17 protein-coding genes and 2 pseudogenes are annotated in these 19,062 nt (G+C 62.8%); 16 read left to right on the forward strand and 3 right to left on the reverse strand.

The features are described 5' to 3' along the window. Positions 1-7 precede the first annotated feature (7 nt). The 3 genes from phaZ to ACF8R4_RS02200 are packed head-to-tail and all read left to right on the forward strand — an operon-like array spanning position 8 to position 3,212. The gene (gene phaZ / locus ACF8R4_RS02190) at positions 8-859 is read left to right on the forward strand and encodes a poly(3-hydroxyalkanoate) depolymerase (RefSeq protein ID WP_060500594.1); all 852 of its coding nucleotides are present in this window, start codon (positions 8-10) and stop codon (positions 857-859) included. A gap of 42 nt (positions 860-901) precedes the next feature. Continuing rightward, a complete protein-coding gene (gene phaC, locus ACF8R4_RS02195; RefSeq protein WP_060500596.1) occupies positions 902-2,584 on the forward strand; it encodes a class II poly(R)-hydroxyalkanoic acid synthase in 1,683 nt (560 codons plus the stop codon). A 13-nt stretch (positions 2,585-2,597) separates the two neighbouring features. After that, positions 2,598-3,212, forward strand: a complete 615-nt coding sequence (locus tag ACF8R4_RS02200) for a TetR/AcrR family transcriptional regulator (protein ID WP_016712425.1) — start codon at positions 2,598-2,600, stop codon at positions 3,210-3,212. A 121-nt stretch (positions 3,213-3,333) separates the two neighbouring features. Here the strand turns inward: ACF8R4_RS02200 and ACF8R4_RS02205 are convergent, their stop codons facing one another. Both ACF8R4_RS02205 and ACF8R4_RS02210 read right to left on the reverse strand, forming a co-directional pair. Beyond that, the gene (locus tag ACF8R4_RS02205; protein WP_060500598.1) at positions 3,334-4,104 is read right to left on the reverse strand and encodes a phasin family protein; all 771 of its coding nucleotides are present in this window, start codon (positions 4,102-4,104) and stop codon (positions 3,334-3,336) included. Positions 4,105-4,114: 10 nt separating this feature from the next. Continuing rightward, the gene (locus ACF8R4_RS02210; protein ID WP_060500600.1) at positions 4,115-4,534 is read right to left on the reverse strand and encodes a phasin family protein; all 420 of its coding nucleotides are present in this window, start codon (positions 4,532-4,534) and stop codon (positions 4,115-4,117) included. 178 nt (positions 4,535-4,712) lie between these two features. On the opposite strand from ACF8R4_RS02210, the gene ACF8R4_RS02215 reads away from it, so the two are divergent. Beyond that, positions 4,713-9,401, forward strand: coding sequence for a hypothetical protein (locus tag ACF8R4_RS02215; protein ID WP_392491601.1), 4,689 nt, complete (start codon positions 4,713-4,715; stop codon positions 9,399-9,401). Between the two features lie 12 nt (positions 9,402-9,413). Here the strand turns inward: ACF8R4_RS02215 and ACF8R4_RS02220 are convergent, their stop codons facing one another. Beyond that, a complete protein-coding gene (locus ACF8R4_RS02220) occupies positions 9,414-9,689 on the reverse strand; it encodes a polyhydroxyalkanoic acid system family protein (RefSeq protein ID WP_392491603.1) in 276 nt (91 codons plus the stop codon). Between the two features lie 124 nt (positions 9,690-9,813). On the opposite strand from ACF8R4_RS02220, the gene ubiE reads away from it, so the two are divergent. The 12 genes and pseudogenes from ubiE to ACF8R4_RS02280 form a co-directional block, all read left to right on the forward strand. Beyond that, complete coding sequence (ubiE, locus tag ACF8R4_RS02225; protein ID WP_016712431.1) at positions 9,814-10,584, forward strand: bifunctional demethylmenaquinone methyltransferase/2-methoxy-6-polyprenyl-1,4-benzoquinol methylase UbiE; 771 nt, start codon at positions 9,814-9,816, stop codon at positions 10,582-10,584. Next, positions 10,584-11,207 carry an SCP2 domain-containing protein gene (locus ACF8R4_RS02230; RefSeq protein ID WP_060500605.1) on the forward strand — a complete coding sequence of 208 codons (624 nt, stop codon included), beginning with the start codon at positions 10,584-10,586 and terminating at the stop codon, positions 11,205-11,207. The genes ubiE and ACF8R4_RS02230 overlap by 1 nt, the downstream gene beginning before the upstream one ends. After that, a complete protein-coding gene (gene ubiB, locus ACF8R4_RS02235) occupies positions 11,204-12,823 on the forward strand; it encodes a ubiquinone biosynthesis regulatory protein kinase UbiB (RefSeq protein WP_060500607.1) in 1,620 nt (539 codons plus the stop codon). The genes ACF8R4_RS02230 and ubiB overlap by 4 nt, the downstream gene beginning before the upstream one ends. Before the next feature lie 72 nt (positions 12,824-12,895). Beyond that, positions 12,896-13,288: a phosphoribosyl-AMP cyclohydrolase gene (gene hisI / locus ACF8R4_RS02240; protein ID WP_003249284.1), complete on the forward strand. Its 393-nt coding sequence runs from the start codon at positions 12,896-12,898 to the stop codon at positions 13,286-13,288. A gap of 1 nt (position 13,289) precedes the next feature. Then, positions 13,290-13,625 (forward strand): phosphoribosyl-ATP diphosphatase, encoded by a 336-nt coding sequence (locus ACF8R4_RS02245; protein ID WP_060500609.1) that lies wholly within the window; start codon positions 13,290-13,292, stop codon positions 13,623-13,625. 25 nt (positions 13,626-13,650) lie between these two features. After that, entirely contained in the window at positions 13,651-13,923 is a 273-nt protein-coding gene (locus tag ACF8R4_RS02250; RefSeq protein ID WP_392491605.1) for a twin-arginine translocase TatA/TatE family subunit, read from the forward strand. A gap of 3 nt (positions 13,924-13,926) precedes the next feature. Further along, positions 13,927-14,304, forward strand: a complete 378-nt coding sequence (gene tatB, locus ACF8R4_RS02255; protein ID WP_060500613.1) for a Sec-independent protein translocase protein TatB — start codon at positions 13,927-13,929, stop codon at positions 14,302-14,304. After that, positions 14,301-15,089, forward strand: coding sequence for a twin-arginine translocase subunit TatC (gene tatC, locus ACF8R4_RS02260; RefSeq protein WP_016712436.1), 789 nt, complete (start codon positions 14,301-14,303; stop codon positions 15,087-15,089). Before tatB ends, tatC begins: the two co-directional genes overlap by 4 nt. Continuing rightward, complete coding sequence (locus ACF8R4_RS02265) at positions 15,086-15,793, forward strand: 16S rRNA (uracil(1498)-N(3))-methyltransferase (protein ID WP_392491607.1); 708 nt, start codon at positions 15,086-15,088, stop codon at positions 15,791-15,793. The genes tatC and ACF8R4_RS02265 overlap by 4 nt, the downstream gene beginning before the upstream one ends. A 217-nt stretch (positions 15,794-16,010) precedes the next feature. Then, positions 16,011-16,955 (forward strand): annotated as a pseudogene (locus ACF8R4_RS02270) (methyl-accepting chemotaxis protein); the annotation flags it as partial. Positions 16,956-17,096: 141 nt separating this feature from the next. Continuing rightward, positions 17,097-17,810 (forward strand): methyl-accepting chemotaxis protein, encoded by a 714-nt coding sequence (locus ACF8R4_RS02275; RefSeq protein ID WP_371257697.1) that lies wholly within the window; start codon positions 17,097-17,099, stop codon positions 17,808-17,810. A gap of 149 nt (positions 17,811-17,959) precedes the next feature. Further along, positions 17,960-19,045, forward strand: a pseudogene (locus ACF8R4_RS02280) (methyl-accepting chemotaxis protein); the annotation flags it as partial. Positions 19,046-19,062 lie beyond the last annotated feature (17 nt).

The following is a 19,062-nucleotide window of genomic DNA, read 5'->3' on the forward strand; positions in this document are numbered from 1 at the left end:
CGAATGCATGCCGGAACCCTACATCTTCAGGACCGTCGAACTGGACGACCAATCCATTCGCACCGCCGTCCGCCCGGGCAAGCCGCACCTGACACCGTTGCTGATTTTCAACGGCATCGGCGCCAACCTGGAGCTGGTGTTCCCGTTCATCGAGGCGCTGGACCCGGACCTTGAGGTCATCGCCTTCGATGTGCCCGGGGTGGGTGGTTCGTCCACACCGCGTCATCCCTATCGCTTTCCGGGGCTGGCCAAGCTGACCGCGCGCATGCTCGATTACCTGGACTACGGCCAGGTCAGCGCCATCGGCGTGTCCTGGGGCGGCGCCCTGGCCCAGCAGTTCGCCCATGACTACCCGGAGCGCTGCAAGAAGCTGGTGCTGGCTGCCACTGCCGCCGGTGCCGTCATGGTGCCGGGCAAGCCCAAAGTGTTGTGGATGATGGCCAGCCCCAGGCGCTACGTGCAGCCCTCCCATGTCATCCGCATCGCGCCAATGATCTACGGCGGTACCTTCCGCCGCGACCCGGACCTGGCCCTGCACCATGCGTCCAAGGTCCGCTCTGGCGGCAAGCTGGGCTACTACTGGCAGCTGTTCGCCGGCCTGGGCTGGACCAGCATCCACTGGCTGCACAAGATCCACCAGCCGACCTTGGTGCTGGCCGGTGACGACGACCCGCTTATTCCGCTGATCAACATGCGCCTGCTGGCCTGGCGGATTCCCAACGCCCAGCTACACATAATCGACGATGGCCACCTGTTCCTGATTACCCGGGCCGAGGCGGTCGCACCGATCATCATGAAGTTTCTCCAGGAAGAACGTCAGCGCGCGGTCATGCATCCGCGCCCCGCCTCCGGCGGTTGATTGTCGCTGCCCGGAAAGCGGGTAAGACGAGGGAGTGTTGCCATGACAGACAAACCGGCCAAAGGAACGAAAACGCTCCCCGCCACCAGCATGAACGTACAGAACGCCATACTCGGCCTGCGCGGGCGCGACCTGGTGTCGACCCTGCGCAGAGTGGGCCGCCACGGCTTGACCAACCCGCTGCATACGGCGCGCCACCTGCTGGCACTCGGCGGCCAGCTGGGCCGCGTGATGCTGGGCGACTCGCCCTACCAGCCCAACCCCCGCGACGCCCGCTTCAGCGACCCGACCTGGAGCCAGAACCCGTTTTACCGCCGTGGCCTGCAGGCCTACCTGGCCTGGCAGAAGCAGACCCGCCAATGGATCGACGAAAGCCACCTGGACGACGATGACCGGGCCCGCGCGCACTTTCTGTTTGGCTTGATCAATGACGCCCTGGCGCCGAGCAACTCGCTGCTCAACCCGCTGGCGGTAAAGGAACTGCTCAATACCGGCGGGCAAAGCCTGGTGCGTGGCGTGGCCCACCTGCTCGACGACCTGCGCCATAACGACGGCCTGCCGCGCCAGGTGGACGAGCGCGCCTTCGAGGTGGGGGGCAACCTGGCGGCAACACCCGGCGCAGTGGTGTTTCGCAATGAGCTGCTGGAGCTGATCCAGTACAAGCCGATGAGTGAAAAGCAACACGCCCGGCCCTTGCTGGTGGTGCCGCCACAAATCAACAAGTTCTATATCTTCGACTTGCAGGCACACAACAGCTTCGTCCAGTACATGCTCAAGAACGGCCTGCAGGTGTTCATGGTCAGCTGGCGCAACCCCGACCCGCGCCACCGCGAGTGGGGGCTGTCCTCGTATGTGCAGGCCCTGGAGGAAGCGCTCAACGCCTGCCGCAGCATCAGTGGCAACCGCGATCCCAACCTGATGGGCGCCTGCGCAGGCGGGCTGACCATGGCCGCGCTGCAGGGGCATCTGCAGGCCAAGCGCCAACTGCGCCGGGTACGTAGCGCCACGTACCTGGTCAGCCTGCTGGACAGCAAGTTCGACAGCCCGGCCAGCCTGTTCGCCGACGAGCAGACCGTCGAGGCCGCCAAACGGCGCTCGTATCAACGGGGGGTGCTGGATGGCGGCGAGGTGGCCAGGATTTTCGCCTGGATGCGCCCCAACGACCTGATCTGGAATTACTGGGTCAACAACTACCTGCTGGGCAAGGCGCCGCCCGCGTTCGACATCCTCTACTGGAACGCCGACAACACGCGCCTGCCGGCAGCCCTGCACGGCGACTTGCTGGACTTCTTCAAGCACAACCCCCTGACCCACCCCGCTGGCCTTGAAGTGTGCGGCACGCCCATCGACCTCAAGCAGGTCGACCTGGACAGTTTCACCGTGGCCGGCAGCAACGATCACATCACCCCGTGGGATGCCGTGTATCGCTCGGCCTTGCTGCTCGGTGGCGACCGGCGCTTCGTGCTGGCCAATAGCGGGCACATCCAGAGCATCATCAACCCGCCGGGCAACCCTAAGGCTTACTACCTGGAAAACCCTAAGCTTTCGGGCGACCCGCGCGCCTGGTTCTACGAAGCCAAACGCAGCGACGGCAGCTGGTGGCCCCTGTGGCTGGAATGGATCACGCCACGTTCGGGCCCGCTCAAGGCACCCCGTACCGAACTGGGCAACAGCACGTATCCACCGCTCGGCCCGGCGCCAGGCACCTATGTCCTGACCCGATGAGCCCGACAACTGGATGAAGACCCGCGACCGTATCCTCGAATGCGCCCTGCAACTGTTCAACCAGCAGGGCGAACCGAACGTTTCCACCTTGGAGATTGCCAACGAACTGGGTATCAGCCCTGGCAACCTGTACTACCACTTCCACGGCAAGGAGCCGTTGGTGCTGGGCTTGTTCGAGCGCTTTGAAGAAGCGCTGATGCCTTTGCTCGACCCGCCCCTGGAAGTACGCCTGGACGCCGAGGATTACTGGCTGTTCCTGCACCTGATCGTCGAGCACATGGCCCAGTACCGCTTCCTGTTCCAGGACCTGTCCAACCTGACCGGGCGCCTACCCAAGCTGGCGCGGGGCATGCGTAGCCTGATCAACGCGCTCAAGCGTACGTTGGCGGCGCTGCTGGCCAGCCTCAAAGGCCAGGGGCTGGTGGAGAGTGAGACCCAGGCGTTGGGGCAGTTGGTGGAGCAGATCACCCTGACGTTAATGTTCTCGCTGGATTACCAGCGGGTGCTGGGGCGCGAGGGGGATGTGGGGATTGTGGTGTATCAGGTGATGATGCTGGTGGCGCCGCATTTGCAGGCGCAGGCGCGGGCGGCGGCGGAGCAGTTGGCGGTGCGGTATCTGGAGGGGTAGGCCTGTTGTTTAGGCGCTAAGGCCTTCGCGGGCAAGCCCGCCCCCACAGGTAGATCACTGCTCTCAAGGGCTGTGATGTACCTGTGGGAGCGGGCTTGCCCGCGACGCAGGCGACGCGGTATTAGATCAGGGTACCGGTACCCGCTGGTGCCGACGGCGTGCTGCTGACCGGGGCAGCGGCAGGTGCCGGAGCTGCGGTAGCGGCCGGGGCGGCGCTGGCTGCTGGGGCTGCTGCCGGTTTGGCCGGAGCCTTTTTCACCGCAGGCTTCTTCGCCGCAGCAGGCTTGGCCGCTGCCGGTTTGGCTGCAGGCTTGGCCGCCGCCACCTTGGCTGCAGGCTTGGCAGCAGGTTTCGCCGCTGCCGTTTTAGCTGCCGGCTTGGCCGCTGCGGTTTTTGCCGCAGGCTTGGCTGCCGCTTTGGCCAGTGGCTTGGCCGCCTTGCTCGCAGCCGGTTTGGCAGCAGCGGTGCGCGACGAAACCGGCGTAACCGAAGCACCGGTCAGCTTCTCGATCTGCTTGGTCAGGCTATCCACCTGCTGGTGCAGGGCCTTGATCTCGTTGCGGCTCGGCACACCCAGGCGCGAAATGGCGCTGTTCAGGCGCTTGTCGAACGCCTCTTCGAGTTCGCTCCATTTGCCCAATGCACGGTCCTTCACGCCAGACACGCGCGAAGTGGTGGAGGACTTGGCGGTTTCGGCCACGTCTTCAGCGGTTTTCTTCGCCTGCTTCTCGGCCTTCTCGCCATCCTTCACCAGCGAGTCGAACAGCTTCGGGCCGTCCTGGTCGATCTTCGAATAGATACCCAGCCCCGCCAGCCAGATCTTGCGGGAGTATTTCTCGATCCCGCCGACCCAGGAGCTGCCTTCTTTTTCGGTGTTCTTCTTGCCAGCCATCCTGCTCTCCTTATGGTTTGTGCGCGACGCGCTCAAGCAGCTCGTGCAACTGTTCAAGCTTGATCGACAGCGCCTCAACGTCATGTTTAGACGGAATGCCGAGGCGATTCAAGGCGCGCCCTACCCGTGCGTCGAAAGCTTTTTCGATCTTGTCGAGTTGAATTTCTACCTTGCCACGTACGCGACTGACCTCTTCAGCCGCCTCGTCGATCTGGTTGTTGGCAGCATCGAGCTCTTTGTCGATACGTTTCTTGCCACGTTTCTCGACGCCTTCGCCGGCCTTGACCAGCTCCTGGAAGTAGTCTGAGCCCTCTTGGCCAACACGGGCGTAAGCGCCAATACCCGCCAGCCAGATCTTGCGTGCGTAGCCGCGAACTTCGCCCAGGGTGCCTTGGGCATCGTCCTTCTTCTTCACATTCACTTTGGCCATGCTCTGTACCTCATGTTCATGAGTGGAGGGATGAACCGCCCATGGAGGTTGGGCTTGAGCATAAGGTAGGAGGATGAATTAGAAACTTCACCCTAAGATCGCCGCACAGATGTATCTACCGCAGCTGCATCACGCTGGCATTTCAGCATTCGCTCCTCTTTGACCGGAGCCTCATGCCATGCCCCAATCGCCCACCACACCGTCCCTATCGTTCAGGCAATGGGTTGCGACGTACTTCGCCAACCGCCCCAGCTTACGAGAGGTCGTTGCCACCATAGGCTTCGACGCACTCGTAGCACGCTACCCATGGACCCGTGAGCAACACCCGCAACTGCACTCCATCAAAGGTTTCAGCATCCTGCATGACACAGATGATGAACCATCGACACAGCCAGACAACCTTGTCGACACGTTGCTTGAACATTTCCTCAGCGGCCGGCAAATGGCACTCAAGCCCACCGATCGGCTCAGCCTGAACCCACCTGCAATCTTCCGACCCAAAGCGCAAGCCCCAACCATCGACATTCGCATGGCCGACCTGAACATTGCCTACGACGATATGCTTGCAACCCTCTGCGAAGCATTCCAGCAGGCACAGGTCAGTTTCTGGAACGGCTGCGAAGGGGACTCGGACGTAACCCGTTTGCGCTGGATGCAGCAGGTGCTCAAGGCCGCATTGCTCGGCACGCTCGAGCGTCAGGGCCTGGACAGCGACCAGAAAGCTTTGCTGTACGCAGTGCTCGCTCAGGCAAAAACCTCGGCAACCGTACAAGGTGTGCAGGTTTCGTTGAGGGCACCAGGCAATACCGTCCACGAGGTCTTGCCGGACCTGCTCATCACCGGCAAGAAAAACGCTTGCGACCTGGTCTTGTGGTGCAAGCCCTCCGGCACTGTACGCGGTTTCAGCGGGCTCGCTGCATTCGCCACCGCCCTGCGCGACGAACTTTCCGAAAGCCATGCATTCGACACGATGTCGTGGGCCTGCACGGCCCTGGACGAAGACCCGTTCGGCTACCAGGCCCGGCAGCTGCTCAACAGCCTGCTGCAAAAAATTGACCGCGTTCAGCTTGGCGCTATCGAACACGTCAGTGATCTGGAGGACGAATTCAGTCAGCTGAGCGACCCCTCATCAATATTCCCTGCGTGCTTTCGTCTTGAGCAAACCACGCCCGCCATCACGCGGCCTGACTGGCTCGACAAAGCCACGGTCACCGACCGCTTCCAGTACCACATCGCACTGCTGGAGCTGTCGGCAAGGCAAATGTTGGAGCAGGGCGAAGGCTCGCTGGATGGAATCGAAGACTTGCAGCAATACACCGTTCGCCGCCTGCGCGAGCAAATACGCGATGACCATCCTGCCCAAGTGCCTCTCAACCCTGATCAGGTTGAGATCACGATTTCGCAGGTGGTGCAGACGTCTTCCGTGGGTCCGGCAACCCTTAAGTACCTGAGAACGATCAGCCTGACCGAACTGGCTATCTCTCGCCTGCCGTTGGGCAGCGACCAGGTTGCCTCGGCCATTCAACTCTCCGGGCAACAAGCGTCTGACACCTGGATGGATCTCGACTATGTCCATGCACTGGTCGCTGCAGTGGATGTGGGTGGTCAGTATCCGCAATATGTCCATGACCAACTCAAGACTGACCCCGACAAACGTCACCAACGCTTTGCCGAAGAATGGCGTGGTGCCCTGCTGCTGAGCGCGCTGCAGGCCAAGATTGCCGGGCATTTGAACGAGCGCAACTGGCAGGTCGTCGCTGATTTCTGTCGCCGTAAAGCCCACGCCGGCGCATCGCTGAAACTGGCGCCACTGTCGTTCAATAGCGTGCCAGACGGTCCGGTCGCCAACCGGGTGCATGGCATGTTCGTCATCGAGCTACCCGCAACGGGGGCCTGGCTACTCTACTGCCCCATGAATACCACGCAGCCCATCAGGCAGTTCGACAGCCACCTCCAGTTGATGAGCAGCATACGGACCGAACAATCCCTGCAGCAGGGCATCCTCCCGTGGCTGGATGACGACGCCCGCTCCATCTATGCCGACGATGGCTTCAACCACCCGCACCTGCATGCCGGCCTCATGGAACTGGCGCACCTGCTGGGGCCCGTTTCCGGGCTGGCCGCCGATGCCATCGAGCGCCTGAGGGCCCCGGTCACCCTGGCGTTCACGCCATGGCCCGATGCAGTTGACGAGAAAATGTTCGAAGCCAGGGCCGACTTGCTCCTGTTGCTGGCCTCCTGGCAGAGTGTTTCGAACGCACAGCAACGCTGGGCACTGGTCGTACGGTCCGCCTGGCTGGCATTCAATACGGTCACACCACTGCTGCGCGGCCCTTTGGGTGTGCTGGCCTGGCTGGTGGCCGCCCTGCTCAGCATCAAGGATGACCTGACGGCATTGACCCAGGGCAGCACCGAAGAAAAGTTGCTCGCTGGCACCGACATCCTGCTGAACCTGGCCATGCTGCTGGCCCATGGCCCGGCCGCTTCCGGGCCTGAACCTGAACGGCCGTTGCCACCCAGGCCGCGCCGTATATCGCGCAACACGGCAGCGCAGCCACCCGAACAAAGCGCTTGGCAAGCGCCGATTGAGCAATCCCGCGCAACGCTTAACGTCAGCCAATGGGGCCATGACCAGCGGCTCGGCAACCTGCCTCGTGAGGCCCGCGCAGCCCTGGACACCTTGCGCACCAACGTTAGCCTGAACGGGCTCAGTGCGCTGGCCAGTGGCCGTATGCGCGGCCTGTACAAGGTCAACGCGCGGTACTACGTAAAGCTGCAGGATGTCGCCTATGAAGTCGAAGAGCGCTATGGCGGCATGCGCATCATTGGCCCGGACGTCAGCCAAAGTGAATGGTCGCAGACCTGGGGCGCAGAGCCCGACGGCTACTACATCGTCGGCCGCGAACGCAGCCGCGGGCCTTGGCTGACGCGCTGGAACGGCGAATGGATGCTCGACCTGCACATGTCGGGTGGCATGCCGAGAACGGCCAAGGCACTGGTCGACGAAAAAAAGGAAACCTTCAAGAAAATGCTGGAAAGCCGAACGGAGAATGACAAGAAACTCACCAGCACCGAGACCTTCATTGATGGCTATCTGGAGCGGGTAAAAGCCTATGATCAGGCGCTCCTGGCATTCGAGAAGGCCGTGGATGGCCACCCTGGCGCTACCCTCGATAACCTGCCGCCCGCTTTGCGGCAACAGCGACAAGCTCTGCGGGCCCTGCGCAACGAGGGGCGTGCAAACTTCGATGTGCTGGCACTCACCTACGAAAAGCAGGCGAGGCTGATAAGGGAGCAGGCACAACTGTATGCAGACATGAGCGACCCGAAATACGCCAGGTTCGACCCCAAGGCCGCAGCCTCGTTTGCCCGTGGTCAATGGTGGGAACAGTTGCTGACCTCGGACCTGCAGCAGTTCCGCCGCCTGCTCGACATGAATGACTATGAAGCACTCAAGGAGCAGTCGCACAGGCTTGTGCAATTGCCTGCAGGCCAGGAGCAAGCGGCACTCTACCTTGACTACAGCAAGCGCGTCGAAGCCGCCCTGGCGACTCATCGACGCATTTTCAACGTCAGCCAGCGCCTTGACCAGAACCTCGGCGAAGCGCTGACAGATGACAAGATCCAGTTCTCGGGCAAGCGCAAGAAACTCGACACCATCATCCAGAAGAGGCGTTATTCGACCCTGATCACCCGCGCACAGATCCTTAGCGACCTGTATCAGTTGATCGTGAGGCGAGACCTGCTCACCGTAGAAAACTTCGAAAGCACCCTGCTTTCGCAGAAAACCTTGCGCAGCAAACATTTGCACGAAGCGCTGCTGAGCCACGACAGCCTGGCCGCTGCCCATCTGACAGCCGAAGAACAGAAAGCACCGCTGGAAAGCGCTCTGGGCGAATACAAACTGACACTGGGTAATGCCGAGTACCTGCTTTCGCGCAACTTGCCGGCGGTGGACAGCCGCAAGCTCAATGAGTACATCGCTGAACTGCATGCACTGATAGACCTGACCGAAAATGACCTTGCCTACGTTTCTGCTGCGGCCGACACGCAGGATGCAATGCCCGACCAGCCCCTGACCCACAGGGTACGTCCCATCAGGCGCAAGGTGATCCGTACCAACCGGGGCAGATCCCTGGTCGTCGAGCAGGCGGATGAGGACAGCGAAGCCGTGCAAATCGACCCGATGAGCGAGCAGACGATTGCGCGCTACCAGCAACAAGGTGATCACTGGGAAGCCGTGCCGAAAGCTGCGCCAGCGCCTGACTATGCTCGCCTGCGTCGCAGCGGCAATGACCTGCTGGCCCAGAAAACTGCCAGAATCGCCCACGCCTCTCGCCACCTGGACGGCCCCAACAGCCTGGCGGACCTACTCGACTTCTATATTCAGGACATGGCGGACATCGCCGCCCCTTTGCGTGCCGGCCCGGATCAAGGGCATTCACTGGCCGCCAGGCTGGAACAGGCAATAACCGAGGTACAGGCAGAAAAGAAGCGCCTGTTGACCACTGCTTACCTGAACACCCAACACCCGGACAGCAAAGCGCTGCGCTTTCTGGTAGAGGCCGGCGAAGTCGAGGTCAGGCTGACCAGAAGCCGCAAGAAACTCAAGGCCAACGACTTTCTGGATGTGTATGACATTTATCGGCTGCAGCCCAGAGCCAAGCTCTGGGAAGCGCATTTTCATTACACCAGCGCCACTGCCAATGCCCGGCGGTTCGTCAAAGGGCATTTGAAGTTCCCGGACGCCATGAGCCGTGACGAGCGATTGCAACGGGCACTGGCGCCCACGGAGCGCTATCAGATCTATCGGGGTGACTTGCGTCTGGAGCAGATCGAGGACCTTGTCCCGTTTCCCGACAACTGAGCGCAGCGGGCGTCAGGCCAGCGCCTTGTCCAGCGCCCGCTCTATTTCACCCTTGATGGTGCCGCTCATCATCGACAGCATCATGCCCAGCTTCAGCTCCACACGGATACTGTCCTCGCCAATGTGCACGCTGCCGTTGGCACCGCTGCGCGCCACATCGACCCAGTCACCGTTCCAGGTGGCCTTCAGGTCGTATTCGCGGCTGAGCTTGTCGACCAGGGCTTCGGCCTTGGCACGGGCGGCATCGCGGCCGAGGGAGTGTTTGCGTTCGACGCTGATCTGGGTCATGCGGGTGTTCCTGAAGATGTAGACATAATCGGCATTATGCCCGCCCCTGCCCACTGGCACACCCCGCCAAGACAAATCCGCCCGTTCGCCCTAGAATGGCGGTAATTTTTTCCGGTGAAGCGATATGAACGACCAGCGCAAAGGCGAACACGCCGAACCCACCACCCATTTCGGCTACCAGGACGTCCCTGAAAGCCAGAAGGCGAAGAAAGTCGCCGAAGTGTTCCACTCGGTGGCCGCCAAGTACGACCTGATGAACGACGTGCTGTCCGGCGGCATGCACCGCCTGTGGAAGCGCTTTACCATCGAGCTGTCGGGCGTGCGCAGCGGCAACCGCGTGCTGGATATCGCCGGCGGTACCGGCGACCTGGCCGCCAAGTTCTCGCGCCTTGTAGGCCCGACCGGCCAGGTGGTGCTGGCCGACATCAATGATTCGATGCTCAAGGTCGGCCGTGACCGCCTGCTCGACCGTGGTGTGGCCGGCAACATCGAGTTCGTCCAGGCCGACGCTGAAAAGCTGCCGTTCCCGGACAACCACTTCGACTGCGTGACCATCGCTTTCGGCCTGCGCAACGTCACCCATAAGGACGAAGCCATCCGTTCGATGCTGCGCGTGCTCAAGCCGGGCGGCCGCCTGTTGATCCTGGAGTTCTCCAAGCCGACCAACAAGCTGATGTCCAAGGCCTACGACGCCTACTCGTTCGCCTTCATGCCGCTGGCCGGCAAGCTGATCACAAACGACTCGGAAAGCTACCGTTACCTGGCCGAATCGATCCGCATGCACCCGGACCAGGAAACCCTGAAGAGCATGATGGTCGAGGCCGGTTTCGACCGCGTCACCTACCACAACATGACCAGCGGCATCGTTGCCGTGCACCGGGGGATCAAACCCTGATGCTGCTGGCCGGGCTGCTCGCCAGCGTCGAACATGGCCTGAACCGCATCCTGCGCATGGACAGCACGGCCCTGCCGCGCCTGGCCGCGCTGGAAGGCAAGGTCATCGAGATCGACTGCCGCCAACCGGCCCTGCAGGTGTTCATCCTGCCCGATGAAGAAGGCATGATGCTCGCCGCACACTGGCAGGGCGACGTCGACTGCAGCCTGCGCGCCCCGGCTGGCAGCCTGGCGCAACTGGCCCTGGCCAGGGACAAGACCGCCGTGCTGCACAGCCCGCAGGTCGAACTGCATGGCGACAGCGCCGTGCTGCTCGACCTGTTTGGCGTGCTGCAGGATCTGGAGCTGGACTGGGAGCACGAGCTGCAACGCTGGCTCGGCCCGGTTGCCACGGCCATGCTGGCCGGCCATATCCGCCTGCGTGCACGCTGGACCCGCCAGGGCCTGGCGCGCTTCAGCCAGAACCTGTCCGAGTACCTGGCCGAAGAGTCCCGCACCCTGGTGGGCAAACGCGAAGCCGAAGCCGCCTTCAGCGAACTCGATGCCCTGAAACTCGACACAGAACGCCTTGAGGCCCGCCTCAAGCGCCTCTCCCGATCCCTTGATACCAGCGATAACGCATGAAGCTGCTCGCCGTCCGCCGTCTTTTTCGCATCCAGCGTGTGGTGATCCGCTACCGTCTCGATGACCTGCTGTTCGACCTGCCGCTGCCCTGGTGGCTGATGAGCCTGCGCCTGCTGATGCCGTGGCGCTGGCTGCCGCGCAAGCCGTCCGAGCTGAGCCGTGGCGCGCGCCTGCGCCTGGCATTGCAGGACCTGGGGCCAATCTTCATCAAGTTCGGCCAGTTGCTGTCCACCCGTCGCGACCTGCTGCCCAACGACATCGCCGATGAGCTGATGCTGTTGCAGGACCGTGTGCCGCCGTTCGACCCCAAGCAGGCCGTGGCCTTGATCGAGGCACAGCTGGGCGCCCCGGTGGCGCAGCTGTTCAGCCGCTTCGACGTGGAGCCACTGGCCTCGGCCTCGGTGGCCCAGGTGCATGCTGCACGTCTCAAGACCGGCGAAGAAGTGGTGGTCAAGGTGGTGCGCCCGGGCCTGAAGCCGGTCATTGCCCAGGACTTGGCCTGGCTGTTCCTGATCGCCAAGGCCGCCGAGCGCGCCTCCGCCGATGCCCGCCGCCTTCACCCGGTGGAAATCGTTGGCGACTACGAAAAAACCATTTACGACGAGCTCGACCTGCTGCGCGAAGCGGCCAACGCCAGCCAGCTGCGGCGCAACTTCGAAGGCTCCGAGCTGATGTACGTGCCCCAGGTGTACTGGGACCTGTGCCGCCCCAAGGTGCTGGTGATGGAGCGCATCTACGGCGTGCCGGTGACCGACATGGCCACCCTGGCCGACCAGCGCACCGACATGAAACTGCTGGCCGAGCGTGGCGTGGAAGTGTTCTTCACCCAGGTGTTCCGCGACAGTTTCTTCCATGCCGACATGCACCCCGGCAACATCTTCGTCAGCACCGTTAAGCCGTGGAGCCCGCAGTACATCGCTATCGACTGTGGCATTGTCGGTAGCCTTACCGCCGAGGACCAGGACTACCTGGCGCGTAACCTGATTGCCTTCTTCAAGCGTGACTACCGCCGCGTCGCCCAGCTGCACATCGACTCGGGCTGGGTACCAGCGCACACCAAGGTCAACGAATTCGAAGCAGCGATCCGCACCGTGTGCGAGCCGATCTTCGAAAAACCGTTAAAGGATATTTCCTTCGGCCAGGTGCTGATGCGCCTGTTCCAAACCGCACGGCGCTTCAACATGGAAGTGCAGCCGCAGTTGGTGCTGCTGCAAAAGACCCTGCTCAACATCGAAGGCCTGGGCCGCCAGCTGTACCCCGACCTGGACCTGTGGAGCACTGCCAAGCCGTACCTGGAACGCTGGATGCGCGACCGTTACAGCCCCAAGGCGATGTTCGGCAACATCCACAGCCAGGTCGAGCAACTGCCGCACCTGGCCGACATGGCCCGCGACCTGCTCGAACGCCTGTCACAGCCGCACCTGCACGACCCGCAACTGCCGGAACGGCGCCGCCAGGGCGACCGCTGGGCACTGCGCCTGCTGGGCGCCGGCCTGCTCGGTGGAGGTGCGGTACTGGCCGCTGGCGCCGCCGAAGCCGCCAGCCTGGCCGCCCCGGCTGCGTGGCCGGCCTGGCTGATGCTGGCCGCAGGCCTTTACCTGATCGTACGCCAATAGCCAGCCGCGCCCGTGGCTGGCACACTAGCGCAAAGGGCCCGGTACAGGAGCGGGCCCGTTTTGGAGTCGACGATGAAAGACTGGCTGGACGAGATCAAGTGGAACAGCGATGGCCTGGTACCGGCAATCGCCCAGGACCACAAGACCGGACGCGTGCTGATGATGGCCTGGATGAACCGCGAATCGCTGGCACTTACCGCCGCCGAGCAACGCGCCATCTACTGGTCGCGTTCGCGTGGCAAGCTGTGGCGCAAGGGCGAGGAATCCGGGCATGTGCAAAAGCTGCATGAGCTGCGCCTGGACTGCGACGCCGACGTGATCATCCTGATGGTCGAGCAACTGGGTCATATCGCCTGCCATACCGGCCGTGAAAGCTGCTTCTACCGCGTGTACGAAGACGGCCAGTGGAAAATCGTCGACCCGGTCCTGAAGGACCCCGATGCCATCTACAGCGCAGGACACTGACATGAGCGACACCCTCAACCGCCTGGCCCAAGTGCTTGAAGAACGCAAGCAAGCGGCGCCTGACAGCTCCTACGTGGCCAGCCTGTACCACAAGGGCCTGAACAAGATCCTCGAAAAGCTCGGCGAAGAATCGGTCGAGACCATCATCGCGGCCAAAGATGCCGCCGTGAGCAAGGATTACAGCGATGTCATCTACGAAACCGCCGACCTGTGGTTTCATAGCCTGGTGATGCTCAGCGCGCTGGGACAGCACCCACAGGCCGTGCTCGATGAGCTGGAGCGCCGTTTCGGGCTGTCCGGGCACGATGAAAAGGCCGCGCGACAGCCTTCGGCTTGAGCACAACGCATTCTAGGAGAGCACCATGGGTATTTTTGACTGGAAACACTGGATCGTCCTGCTGGTCGTCGTGGTCCTGGTGTTCGGCACCAAAAAGCTGAAAAACTTCGGCAGCGACCTGGGCGAGTCGATCAAGGGCTTCCGCAAGGCCATGAACGACGAAGAGAACAAGCCGGCCGAGCCAACACCGCCGCCTGCCCAACCTGTTCCGCCGGTGCAGAACACTGCGCAGCAGACCCAAGGCCACACCATCGAAGGCCAGGCCCAGCCGGTCCAAGAGCCACAGCGGAAAGACTGACCCATGTTCGGCATCAGTTTCAGCGAGCTGCTGCTCGTCGGCTTGGTCGCTCTGCTGGTGCTCGGGCCCGAGCGCCTGCCGGGTGCCGCGCGCACGGCAGGCCTGTGGATCGGCCGCCTCAAGCGCAGCTTCAACAGCATCAAGATGGAAGTGGAGCGCGAGATCGGCGCCGACGACATCCGCCGCCAGCTGCACAACGAACACATCCTGCAGATGGAAGAAGAAGCCAAGCGCATCCTCAACCCGATGACGCCACCCGCACAGCCGCCGGTAACCACGGCCAGCGTGCAGCCACCTGCCGGGCTGGAAGCCAGGCCGGTCGAGCCGCCTGCCGCCCCGGCCACACCTTCTGAACCGCCTCAACCGCCGCGAGCCCCATGAGCGAGATCCCGGAACACGACCAGCCGATGCCGCTGGTTTCGCACCTGACCGAACTGCGCACCCGCCTGCTGCGGTGCGTTGCCGTTATTTTCCTGATCTTTGCCGGGCTGTTCTCCTTCGCCCAGCAGATCTACACACTGGTCTCGGCGCCGCTGCGCGAGCACTTGCCGGCCAATGCGACGATGATCGCCACCGACGTGGCCTCGCCGTTCCTCACGCCGTTCAAGCTGACCATGATCGTGTCGCTGTTCCTGGCGATTCCGTTCATCCTGCAGCAGATCTGGGGCTTTATCGCACCCGGGCTGTACCGCCATGAAAAGCGCATCGCCATTCCGCTGCTGGTGTCGAGCATCTTCCTGTTCTATGCCGGCATGGCGTTCGCCTATTTCCTGGTGTTCCCGCTGATCTTCGGCTTCTTCGCCAGCGCCACGCCGGAAGGCGTGTCGATGATGACCGACATCGCCAGCTACCTCGACTTCGTGATGACGCTGTTCTTCGCCTTTGGCGTGGCCTTCGAAATCCCGGTAGCAGTGGTGCTGCTGGTATGGATCGGCGTGGTCGACGTGAAGTACCTGAAGAAGATCCGCCCCTACGTGATCATCGGCTGCTTCGTGGTCGGCATGGTGCTCACCCCGCCGGATATCTTCTCCCAGACCCTGCTGGCCGTGCCCATGTGGCTGCTGTTCGAGGTGGGTGTGCTGTGCGGCAGCATGATTCGCAAACGCAGCGCCCATGACGAAACCGCCGACGACCATAACGACCAGCCACCTGCGACCCAACCGTGAACCTGCTGCTTCTTGAAGAGGCCGACTTTGTTTCGGCCGACCGCGTCGTTCTTGCTGACCGGCGCTTCACCCACATGCAGGACATCCACCGCGTGGCGGTGGGCGACAACCTGCGCGTGGGCCGTATCAACGGCCTAATGGGCAAGGGCACGGTGCTACGCCTGGAAAAGCACGAAGCCGAGCTGGAAGTTGCGTTTGACCAACCCCCACCGGCCAAGCTGCCGCTGACCCTGGTGCTGGCGGTGCCGCGGCCGAAAATGCTACGTCGGCTGTTCCAGACCGTGGCCACCCTGGGCGTGCCACGCCTGATCCTGGTGAACAGCTACAAGGTCGAGAAAAGCTTCTGGCAAACGCCCTTCCTGCAGCCCGAGAGCATTCGCGAAAACCTGATCCTTGGCCTGGAACAGGCGCGCGACACCGTGCTGCCCGAAGTCATCATCGAAAAGCGCTTCAAGCCCTTCGTCGAAGACCGCCTGCCCGCCATCGCGGCTGGTACCCTGGGCCTGGTCGGCCACCCCGGCCCCTACCCCGCCTGCCCCCGTGCCGTGGAGCAAGCCGTTACCCTGGCCATCGGCCCCGAAGGCGGCTGGATCCCCTACGAAGTCGACCTGCTAGGCAAGGCCGGGCTGGCGCCGGTGCAACTCGGTGACCGTATCTTGCGGGTCGAGACCGCGGTAACAGCGCTGCTTTCGCGTATTTTCTGACGCAAACGCCGTTTTTTCGCCCATCAAGTTTCCCTCTCCCAGGCCGATGCCTTGGCAATACAACAACTATTTGTACTGCCAAGTCGCCAGGGAGTCGTACATGTATCAATGGTTAGCCCAATCGCTGGGCAATGTGAGCGTCAATCGCAAACTGGGGCTGGGCTTCGGCCTGGTGCTGCTGTTGACCCTGGCTATCACCCTGACCGGCTGGCACGGCATGGACAGCATCATCGACCATGGCGACAAGCTGGGAAACATCTCGGTCATCCAGCAGTACACCCAGGAACTGCGCATTGCTCGACAGCACTACGAGCGCCGGCGTGACGATGCCTCGGTGGCAGAACTGGAAAAGGCCTTGGCCAACCTCGACCGCCAGGTACAGCTGATGCTCGGGTTGATCGAGCACCCCGCCGATCGCCAACGCCTGGAGCAGCAGCGCGAAGCCGTGCGCACCTACCAGCAGGCATTCAACGAACTGAAACAGGCTGGCCAGCGCCGCGAAGCCAGCCGTGACGTGCTCGGCGACAGCGCCGACAAGGCAGCGGAACTGATCGGCCGCGTGCAGCGAGGCCTGCAGCAAGGTGGCGATATCAACCAGTACCAGCATGCGGTGGATGTGAGCGCCCTGCTGCAGCAGGCACGTTTTCAGGTGCGCGGCTACACCTACAGCGGCAACGCCGACTTCCAGCAAACGGCGTTGAAGGCCATCGACCAGGCACTGGCCGAGTTGCGTGCGCTGCCGTCCAAGGTGCCTGCCGAACATGCCGCCAGCCTGGACGATGCCGCCACAGCCATGGGTGGCTACCGTGATGCGGTCATCCAGTTCGGCAATGCCCAGACCGCCAGCGAGCAGGCCCTGCAACGCATGGCCGAACAAGGCACGGTACTGCTGCAGACCAGCCAGGCGATGACCACGTCCCAAACCGAAGTGCGCGACGCCGCTGCAGCCCAGGCCAAAACCCTGCTCGCGCTTGCAACCGTGCTGGCCCTCGCCTTTGGCCTGGTGGCCGCCTGGGCCATTACCCGGCAGATCATCATCCCGTTGCGCCAGACCCTGCGCGCCGCCGAGCGGGTGGCCAATGGCGACCTGACCCAGAACCTGCCCGTACAACGCCGCGACGAGCTGGGCCAGTTGCAGGCCAGCATGCAGCGCATGACCCAAGGCCTGCGCGAGTTGATCGGCGGCATTGGCGACGGGGTAACGCAGATCGCCAGCGCCGCCGAACAGCTCTCTGCCGTCACCGAGCAAACCAGCGCCGGGGTGAACAACCAAAAGGTCGAGACGGATCAAGTGGCGACCGCCATGAACCAGATGACCGCCACTGTGCATGAAGTGGCGCGCAACGCCGAGCAGGCCTCGGAAGCCGCCCTGATGGCCGACCAGCAAGCCCGCGAAGGGGACCGTGTGGTGGGCGAGGCCGTGGCGCAGATCGAGCGCCTGGCGGGCGAAGTGGTCAACTCCAGCGAAGCGATGAACCAGCTCAAGGCCGAGAGCGACAAAATCGGCAGCGTGCTCGATGTGATCAAGTCGGTGGCTCAACAGACCAACCTGTTGGCCCTGAACGCCGCCATCGAAGCCGCCCGCGCCGGCGAGGCCGGGCGTGGCTTTGCCGTGGTGGCCGACGAAGTGCGCAGCCTGGCCCAGCGCACCCAGCAGTCGACCGAAGAGATCGAAGAGCTGATTGCCGGCCTGCAAAGCGGCACCCAACGGGTGGCCACTGTGATGGACAACAGCCGCCAGCTGACCGACAGCAGCGTCGAGCTGACCCGCCGCGCCGGCAGTTCGCTGGAAACCATCACCCGTACCGTGTCGTCGATCCAGGCGATGAACCAGCAGATTGCCACAGCTGCAGAAGAACAGACGGCCGTGGCCGAAGAGATCAACCGCAGCGTGATGAATGTGCGGGACATTTCCGACCAGACCTCGGCAGCCAGTGAAGAGACAGCCAGTTCCAGCGTGGAGCTGGCGCGGCTGGGCACCCACCTGCAGGGGTTGGTGGGGCGGTTCAGGCTCTAAACCGAGGAGCCAGAGAACCTTCCTACATACAGCAGTGAAATTTCCTACCTGATTATCAGGTCAAGTCCTACAGCTCCGCTGCCGATTGGCAGAGGTGTCATGCCGGTAATACGCCTGCATGCCCTCCCCCAATCGCACGGAGACTTCCCATGCTCGGCTACCTCAACCGCAAGCTCGGCAACCTCAATGTCGCCGCCAAGCTGGCCCTCGGCTTCGCCGTGGTCCTGCTGCTCACCCTGGCCACCACCATCAGCGGCTGGCGTGCTCTGGATGGCGCCATCAACCGCTCGCAACAGCTCAGTGAAATTGGCCAGATTAACGATCTGGTCAAAGACCTGCGTGCCGAGCGCATCACCTTCCGCGTACTCAGCGACGACACCAGCAAGGCACGCATCCAGCAGGCCATCGAGCAACTGGAGCGCATGCTGACCACGTTGCAGCAGCGCAGCAGCGTTGACGAGTCCCGTCAGATGCTGACGCAGAAACTGCAATTGCTGCAACAGCTGCGCGAAGACTTCACCGAGCTGCAAAGCACCGTCGCCAGCCGTACGACACTGCGCCAGGCCATGCAAGCGCAAGCGCTCAAACTGGACGATGTCATCGACGACTTGCAGACCCAAGCCTTGCTGACGATGTCTGAGAGCCAACAAGGCAGCGCGCTGGGCCTGATGGAAAGCCTCAGTCGCCATGTCGAAGGCGCCAACCAGCAAAGCCTTGTACCGGCCTACACCTTCTCGCCCGTCGAGGCGTTCACCAAGGTCGGCGACGATGCACTGGACGCCGCCGACAAGAGCCTTGAGCAACTGCTAATGGCTCTGGCGCCGCTGAGCTTGCCACGATCACTGACCGAGCAGCCCGGCGTCGAGTTGGCCAAATACCGGGCCAGCCTGGATCAGTACCGCCGCGCAGCGGTGCGCGCCGAGCAGTTGCAGGACAGCATGGAAAAAATGGGCGACGAACTGGGCGTGGCGAGTGTAGAACTGGCCGGGCGCAAAGTTGAACAACGGGACAGCGAAGCCCTGGCCGCCCGCTCGCTGCTCACCAGCGTGGCGCTGCTGGCGCTGTTGCTTGGGGTGGTAGCCGCCTGGCTGATTACCCTGCAGATCACGCAGCCACTACGTCAGACACTGGCCGTGGCCGCGCGCATCGCCAAGGGTGACCTGAGCCAGGTTGACACCGTGCAACGCCGCGACGAAATGGGTCAGCTGCAAACCAGCATGCGCGAAATGACCTTGAGCCTGCGCGAGCTGAT

Origin of the sequence: Pseudomonas sp. FYR_2 (genome assembly GCF_043106425.1) — a bacterium.
Taxonomy (GTDB): Bacteria; Pseudomonadota; Gammaproteobacteria; order Pseudomonadales; family Pseudomonadaceae; genus Aquipseudomonas; species Aquipseudomonas monteilii.

What these genes read in the sequence shown, in the direction of transcription:
- ubiB (WP_060500607.1), top strand. Translation starts at nt 11,204, where the DNA reads ATGAAGCTGCTCGCCGTCCGCCGTCTTTTTCGCATCCAGCGTGTGGTG.
- ACF8R4_RS02200 (WP_016712425.1), top strand. Translation starts at nt 2,598, where the DNA reads ATGAAGACCCGCGACCGTATCCTCGAATGCGCCCTGCAACTGTTCAAC.
- ACF8R4_RS02245 (WP_060500609.1), top strand. Translation starts at nt 13,290, where the DNA reads ATGAGCGACACCCTCAACCGCCTGGCCCAAGTGCTTGAAGAACGCAAG.
- ACF8R4_RS02210 (WP_060500600.1), bottom strand. Translation starts at nt 4,534, where the DNA reads ATGGCCAAAGTGAATGTGAAGAAGAAGGACGATGCCCAAGGCACCCTG.
- phaC (WP_060500596.1), top strand. Translation starts at nt 902, where the DNA reads ATGACAGACAAACCGGCCAAAGGAACGAAAACGCTCCCCGCCACCAGC.
- ACF8R4_RS02220 (WP_392491603.1), bottom strand. Translation starts at nt 9,689, where the DNA reads ATGACCCAGATCAGCGTCGAACGCAAACACTCCCTCGGCCGCGATGCC.
- ubiE (WP_016712431.1), top strand. Translation starts at nt 9,814, where the DNA reads ATGAACGACCAGCGCAAAGGCGAACACGCCGAACCCACCACCCATTTC.
- hisI (WP_003249284.1), top strand. Translation starts at nt 12,896, where the DNA reads ATGAAAGACTGGCTGGACGAGATCAAGTGGAACAGCGATGGCCTGGTA.
- phaZ (WP_060500594.1), top strand. Translation starts at nt 8, where the DNA reads ATGCCGGAACCCTACATCTTCAGGACCGTCGAACTGGACGACCAATCC.
- tatB (WP_060500613.1), top strand. Translation starts at nt 13,927, where the DNA reads ATGTTCGGCATCAGTTTCAGCGAGCTGCTGCTCGTCGGCTTGGTCGCT.
- ACF8R4_RS02275 (WP_371257697.1), top strand. Translation starts at nt 17,097, where the DNA reads ATGAACCAGATGACCGCCACTGTGCATGAAGTGGCGCGCAACGCCGAG.
- ACF8R4_RS02250 (WP_392491605.1), top strand. Translation starts at nt 13,651, where the DNA reads ATGGGTATTTTTGACTGGAAACACTGGATCGTCCTGCTGGTCGTCGTG.
- ACF8R4_RS02230 (WP_060500605.1), top strand. Translation starts at nt 10,584, where the DNA reads ATGCTGCTGGCCGGGCTGCTCGCCAGCGTCGAACATGGCCTGAACCGC.
- tatC (WP_016712436.1), top strand. Translation starts at nt 14,301, where the DNA reads ATGAGCGAGATCCCGGAACACGACCAGCCGATGCCGCTGGTTTCGCAC.
- ACF8R4_RS02215 (WP_392491601.1), top strand. Translation starts at nt 4,713, where the DNA reads ATGCCCCAATCGCCCACCACACCGTCCCTATCGTTCAGGCAATGGGTT.
- ACF8R4_RS02205 (WP_060500598.1), bottom strand. Translation starts at nt 4,104, where the DNA reads ATGGCTGGCAAGAAGAACACCGAAAAAGAAGGCAGCTCCTGGGTCGGC.